The sequence below is a fragment of the Kitasatospora sp. NPDC086009 genome, from assembly GCF_044540385.1.
Lineage (GTDB): Bacteria > Actinomycetota > Actinomycetes > Streptomycetales > Streptomycetaceae > Kitasatospora.
Genome location: NZ_JBITSA010000023.1, coordinates 1 through 4,905 on the forward strand (window position 1 = coordinate 1; position 4,905 = coordinate 4,905).

5 protein-coding genes are annotated in these 4,905 nt (G+C 69.3%); 2 read left to right on the forward strand and 3 right to left on the reverse strand.

Features of this window, described 5'->3' with window-relative positions; translation table 11 throughout:
* Nucleotides 1-1,287: 1,287 nt before the first annotated feature.
* On the forward strand, nt 1,288-1,935 hold the full coding sequence (locus ACIF6L_RS34000) for a helix-turn-helix domain-containing protein (RefSeq protein ID WP_396491538.1): 648 nt from the start codon (nt 1,288-1,290) through the stop codon (nt 1,933-1,935).
* On the forward strand, nt 1,932-2,411 hold the full coding sequence (locus ACIF6L_RS34005) for a hypothetical protein (RefSeq protein ID WP_396491537.1): 480 nt from the start codon (nt 1,932-1,934) through the stop codon (nt 2,409-2,411). The genes ACIF6L_RS34000 and ACIF6L_RS34005 overlap by 4 nt, the downstream gene beginning before the upstream one ends.
* A 174-nt stretch (nt 2,412-2,585) precedes the next feature.
* Here the strand turns inward: ACIF6L_RS34005 and ACIF6L_RS34010 are convergent, their stop codons facing one another.
* From ACIF6L_RS34010 to ACIF6L_RS34020, 3 genes are all read right to left on the reverse strand, one after another.
* Nucleotides 2,586-3,845 (reverse strand): helix-turn-helix domain-containing protein, encoded by a 1,260-nt coding sequence (locus ACIF6L_RS34010; RefSeq protein WP_396491536.1) that lies wholly within the window; start codon nt 3,843-3,845, stop codon nt 2,586-2,588.
* A 306-nt stretch (nt 3,846-4,151) separates the two neighbouring features.
* Nucleotides 4,152-4,493, reverse strand: coding sequence for a hypothetical protein (locus ACIF6L_RS34015; protein WP_396491535.1), 342 nt, complete (start codon nt 4,491-4,493; stop codon nt 4,152-4,154).
* On the reverse strand, nt 4,475-4,648 hold the full coding sequence (locus tag ACIF6L_RS34020; RefSeq protein ID WP_396491534.1) for a hypothetical protein: 174 nt from the start codon (nt 4,646-4,648) through the stop codon (nt 4,475-4,477). Before ACIF6L_RS34020 ends, ACIF6L_RS34015 begins: the two co-directional genes overlap by 19 nt.
* Nucleotides 4,649-4,905: the final 257 nt, after the last annotated feature.

Below are 4,905 nucleotides of genomic sequence, written 5' to 3' on the forward strand. Positions count from 1 at the left end.
CCCGGCTACGCCGGGTAACCACGGGCCTTCGGCCCGGGTTGCTTGCGCCTTCGGCACTGCGCGGCGGCGGAGCCGCCGGTACTGCCCGGCCTTCGGCCGGGGGGCTCCGGCTTCGCCGGTGCCTGGGTGGCGGCTGCGCCGCCACGGGCGCCCGGCTACGCCGGGCCTGCCGGGGCTGCGCCCCGGCGGGGTGGTGGGTTCCGTCGTGGCGGGACATGGCTTGGAGTCAACTCCTAGGCCTCGCCTGCGGAGTTAACGGATGGTGAGCGGGGGGCCTTCGGCCCGAAGGGCGGGGTTGGGATGGCCGGCCTTTGTGGTGGGTGGGGTGTGATGGCGGGGGAGGCGGGGGGGTGACTCGGACGCTGGGTCACTCGAAGGAGTGGAGAGAGGGTGGGCTTCGCCCGAGGTGAGTGCATCAAACTTGGAAGGCCGCTAGTGTCTGGGGGTAGAACGACCCTCCGGTGTAGCCGGATCAGCGCCACTTGAAAGCCGTTAGATTGAATTCACGGAGCCTTTTCGCCCGGGCTGGGCAGATTACCTTCTGGTGCCACTTTGAATTTCTCTCAAGAATACGCGGATTGCACTGGACCAGGGGGTGAGAATTGGTGTGGGAATTACGGGTGCCGTACGGAATGGGCTGGGCCCCTCCCCTTGGGAGACTCGGGGCGGCCTTCGGCCGTGGGTCAGGTCGGGCCGGATCCGACGGGGGTGGGGTCCGGAGGACCCCCCCTGGGGCTCCCGCGCGGCTGGAAGCCCGGCACGTCCGGCGCAAAGGGCATTCAACCCGCCGTCCGGCCAGGCGGAGCGCAGCGGGCGCGGTACTGCAGGATCGGCCGAAGGTCGATGCTGGGGCATGGGCCGGAGGCTGCCGTCGGGCCTCCGGCCCAGGTCTCCGGCGTGGGCGTGTCGGTGCTTGCCTCGACGGCTGGGGTCCGGTATCGCGCGCGCTCGCGTTCTGAGAGCTAAAGCCCTGTATCGGTGCTGGTGAGGGCGCTGCGTGGCGGCCGGAATGTCAGTCCTGGGCTGACATTTTGGGGGTCCGGATGTCAGACGATGCTGACCAATCGCCGTAGTTTCGTGCCTGTGCTGTTACGTAACTGGTCGCGCCGGACGGCGAACGTTATCCACAGGTCTCCTGGGTGATCGTGTTCCCGGCGCGACGAGTTTTGTCACCCCTGGACTGACATTCCGGGGACTTTCGTGCGTGTCCTGTCACCAAATCTGTGCCTGCACTGTCACGTTCGTGCCAGGATGATGACGTCCGATCCGATCAAGGAGAACCGCGAGATGAGCGCAGGGCTCACCGACGGCAGCTCGGCTGGCCGGCTGCCGGAGTCGAAGCCCGCGCGCACCCGGCGCCGGCGCCCCGCACCTCCGCCCACCTCGTACAGCCGGATCCCGAGCCCGAACACGGTCGAGCTGCCGCCGGGCCACGCCGCCCAGGTGTTCCCGCTGCCCAGCAGCACGGGGTTCGTCGGCGACGCGTTCAGCATGGACTCGCTCGAGTTCATGCGGTGGGCCGCCCGGCGCTACGACTCGGACCGCTTCGTCCTGGTCGTGCTCTTCACCCTGATGGGCAGCCAGGAGCCCGGCGGGCTGATCGAGGCCAACCACGGCGACGTCGCCGACCACCTCGGCTACAGCCGGCCGCACATCACCCGGGTCTTCCACGTCCTGGAGGCCGACGGAGCCCTCCGGCGGGTCCGTAACGGCGTCTACCAGCTCAACCCCGCCGCGAGCCTGCGCGGAGGCGTGAGGAGGCCGCAGAAGGGCCGCAAGGGAGCCTCTGCGGGTAAGGGTGAGAGGGTGGAGCAGCTGGACCTGCTGCACGCGCTCCTGGAGGATCCGGCCGCGCCCGAGGCGTTCAAGGCGATGGCGCAGCCGGGCGCGAAGCTGGAGCCGCGCAAGCTCAAGGAAGGGAAGCCGTCGTCATGACCGTCACCACGGACGAGTGGGTCGCGCGTCGACCGCTGTGGGGGAGCTTCAACGGGCTGGCCTACGTGCCGCGGCTGCCTCCCACCGCCTATGCACTGCTGCTGCACCTGCTGACCGTCCAGCAGCCCGGCGGGCTGGTGGTGGCCACCCACGAGGAGCTGGGCGACGGCCTGGCGATGGACCGCGTCCTGATCAGCCGCGCCATGCAACACCTGGTGGCTGCCCGGCTCGGAACCGTCGTACGCCGCGGCCGCTTCCAGCTCCATCCCGCCATCGCGGCCTTCAACACCCCCAAGGAGCAGCAGCAGGCCATGCGGGCGCTGCCGCAGGAGATGCGGCTCGACGATGGCGACTTCGAGGGCGAGTACGAGAGCCGGCTGCAGCAGCACCAGGAGGAGAAGGCCCGCAAGGCCGGACAGCGCAAGGTCACCGACATCAGCCGGCCCCGGCTCAAGGCCGTGCCGACCGCCGACTGACCACAGCACACCTGGCGGCGCCCCGCATCGGTGCACGCAGCACGGGGAGTTGTGCCACACCTGGGGTGGCACAACTCCCCGAAATGTTGGCTGCGCTTAAAGAAGAGGTCAGGCGGGGCTGACATTCCGCTGGCCAGGGGCCGTACATCGTTCCTCTGGAGGGAACGCAGCAGGTCAGGCGTCGTTCAGTGCCTTGGCGAACTCCTCCTCCGAGTCGAGCGAGCGGAGCAGCGGGCCCAGCAGCCGCTGTGTGACCGCGCCCGGGGCGTCATTCAGCTCGGCCAGGGTCACGCCCGTGGTCTCCTCGTAGGTGTCCGCGCTGTACTTGTGGTTGCCGGGGAACCGCAAGTGACTCGAATGCCGGCGACGGCCGCGGAGCCGGGTGGCTCCCACCCCGACCGCCCAGTTCCCGTGGTAGCCCACCTCGTCGGAGACCAGGCGGATCAGCTCCAGCATGTGCCGGGTGAGGATGACGGCGCCGACATCGAGGAGAACCTGCTCCGCGTCCGTCGAGTTCGGGCCGGTTCCGTCGGACAGGCGGGTCATGAACAGGCGCAGCCCGCCGTCCTCGAACAGCTGGACCTCGATCACGTCCTCCTCTCCCCAGCTCCCGTCTGCGACGAAGGTGCGGTCGGACGTGAGGCCCGAGGAACTGAGCGCCACTCCCCTGGCCCGCCGGTGCCCTTGGTGAACGGCGTCGAAGTCGGGGCTGAACCCGCGGTTCGAGAGCGCCGCGTGCAGGCTCGGGTTCTCCTGGACACGGCGGATCAGGGTCCGCAGACGTGCGCTCCAGTCCTGGGCGCCGGTGATGGGCAGACACACGTCCCGCCGCGCGGCGGTGGGCTGGGCGACCAGGAAGAAGTGCGACTGGGCTCCGACGTCGCGCAGCGGATCCTCGTCCATCTCCTTGCGGAGCAAGGTGAGGGTGTCGGCCTCCGTGTCACGCCGCCGCTGGTGAAGGGCGACGATCTCGGAGTCGCCCATCTGGTACTTCGTCTTGTCGCCACGGCCGAAGTAACGGTTGTCGACCATGTGCGGTGCGACGGGGCTGGCCGGGATGTGCACGACGAGGTAGCCGGTGCCGTCGTCCGCTGCCGAGTAGATCTCTCCGGTGAGGATGGTCAGGGGCGGGTCGGGGATCGTGCGGGCGACCTGCTCCACCTTCTCGGCCAGCCCGTTCAGCGGCTGCGGGGCGAGTTCGAAGGTACGCTCGTCCTTGTTCTCCTGCACGCCGATGATCAGGGTGCCGCCGTCGACGGCGAACGAGGACAGGTCGCGTGCGAGTTCCCTGTTGTCGCCCTTGCTGTTCGGAGCCTTCTTGAGGTCCAGATGGTGGCTTTCCTCGAACAGGTCGCCGTCGACGGCGACCTGGAGGTCAGCCTCGGTCTTCGGCATCCACCGGGGGTTGTCGGAGGAGAGGTAGATCGACGTCACTGTGGGTCCCGCTTCCCGTCGTCCAAGCCCCGGCACGGGCCGTAACCCAAAGGGGTGCTGAGCGCCAGGGTACGGAACAGGTCCGACAACTGGCCTTCCCTTTACCGGAACCACCGGGTACCCGCCGTCCAGGCGGGCACCCGCAGCTGGCCGGGCGGGGCCTTGGTCTGCTCACCGCCGCCTGAACGGGATACGCCTCCATGCCGCCGGCGGGGCCGGCTCGGCGGCGAAGCCGCGGTGCTCATCCGGAAGTCCCTGGTACCGCAGCGGGACGGCTCAGCTGGCGCTCCGGGCGCGTAGGAGCACTCAGACGTACAGGTAGCGGTCCACCAGGCGCAGCAGCGCCTGGGTGTTCAGGAGCGCGGCGAAGGCGAACTCGCTGCGGTAGGAGTGGGTGGATGCCTTGTGCGCGCTCAGGTGCCGGTTGAGCGTGTGCTGGCGGGTGACGTTGTTCAGGAAGACGTTCTTCATCGAGGCGACCAGGAGGTAGGCCGCCAGCATCCGCAGCTGGGAGTTGTCGGTGTAGGCACCGAGCACTCCGGCGATCACCTTGTGGCTGCCGGTTTTCGGGTCCTGCGGGAACCTTCCCTGGGGAAAGTAGGTGCGCATCCAGTCGCGGCCGTGGGCGGTCATAAGGGTGTCCAGCACATTGGCGAGTAGGCCTGGGCCGGCGCGTCATGGCCGTCGCGGATGCAGGCGGTGGCCTGAAGGGTGAGCGCTCGCAGGTCGAGCAGGTCGGGGTGGTCGACTTCTTCCAGGCTGTCTTTGACGTCTTCCACCACCTCCAGGCGGTGCTCGATCAAGTACCGCTGTCGGTCCTCCGCGTGGCGCAGGAGCAGGAGCCCCGTGATGATCTCCGCGCGCGGAGCCCAGGCCAGGCAGACTCCGTGCATTTTGGGCCGCACCAGCCGGAACCCCGGCCGACCTCAGCGAGCGCAAGGCGTGCCGGTGCTCGCCACGAGGGGGGTGGGGCGGGGCGCGGGCCCGCGGCCCCCCCCCCCGCCGCGACCCCAGCCTGGGGGCCCAAGAGGTTATTCCGCGCCGGCGCGTGCGCGGCCGG

Excerpts from the sequence above, each read along its gene's own strand:
- ACIF6L_RS34000 (WP_396491538.1), top strand. The coding sequence starts at position 1,288 with ATGAGCGCAGGGCTCACCGACGGCAGCTCGGCTGGCCGGCTGCCGGAG.
- ACIF6L_RS34005 (WP_396491537.1), top strand. The coding sequence starts at position 1,932 with ATGACCGTCACCACGGACGAGTGGGTCGCGCGTCGACCGCTGTGGGGG.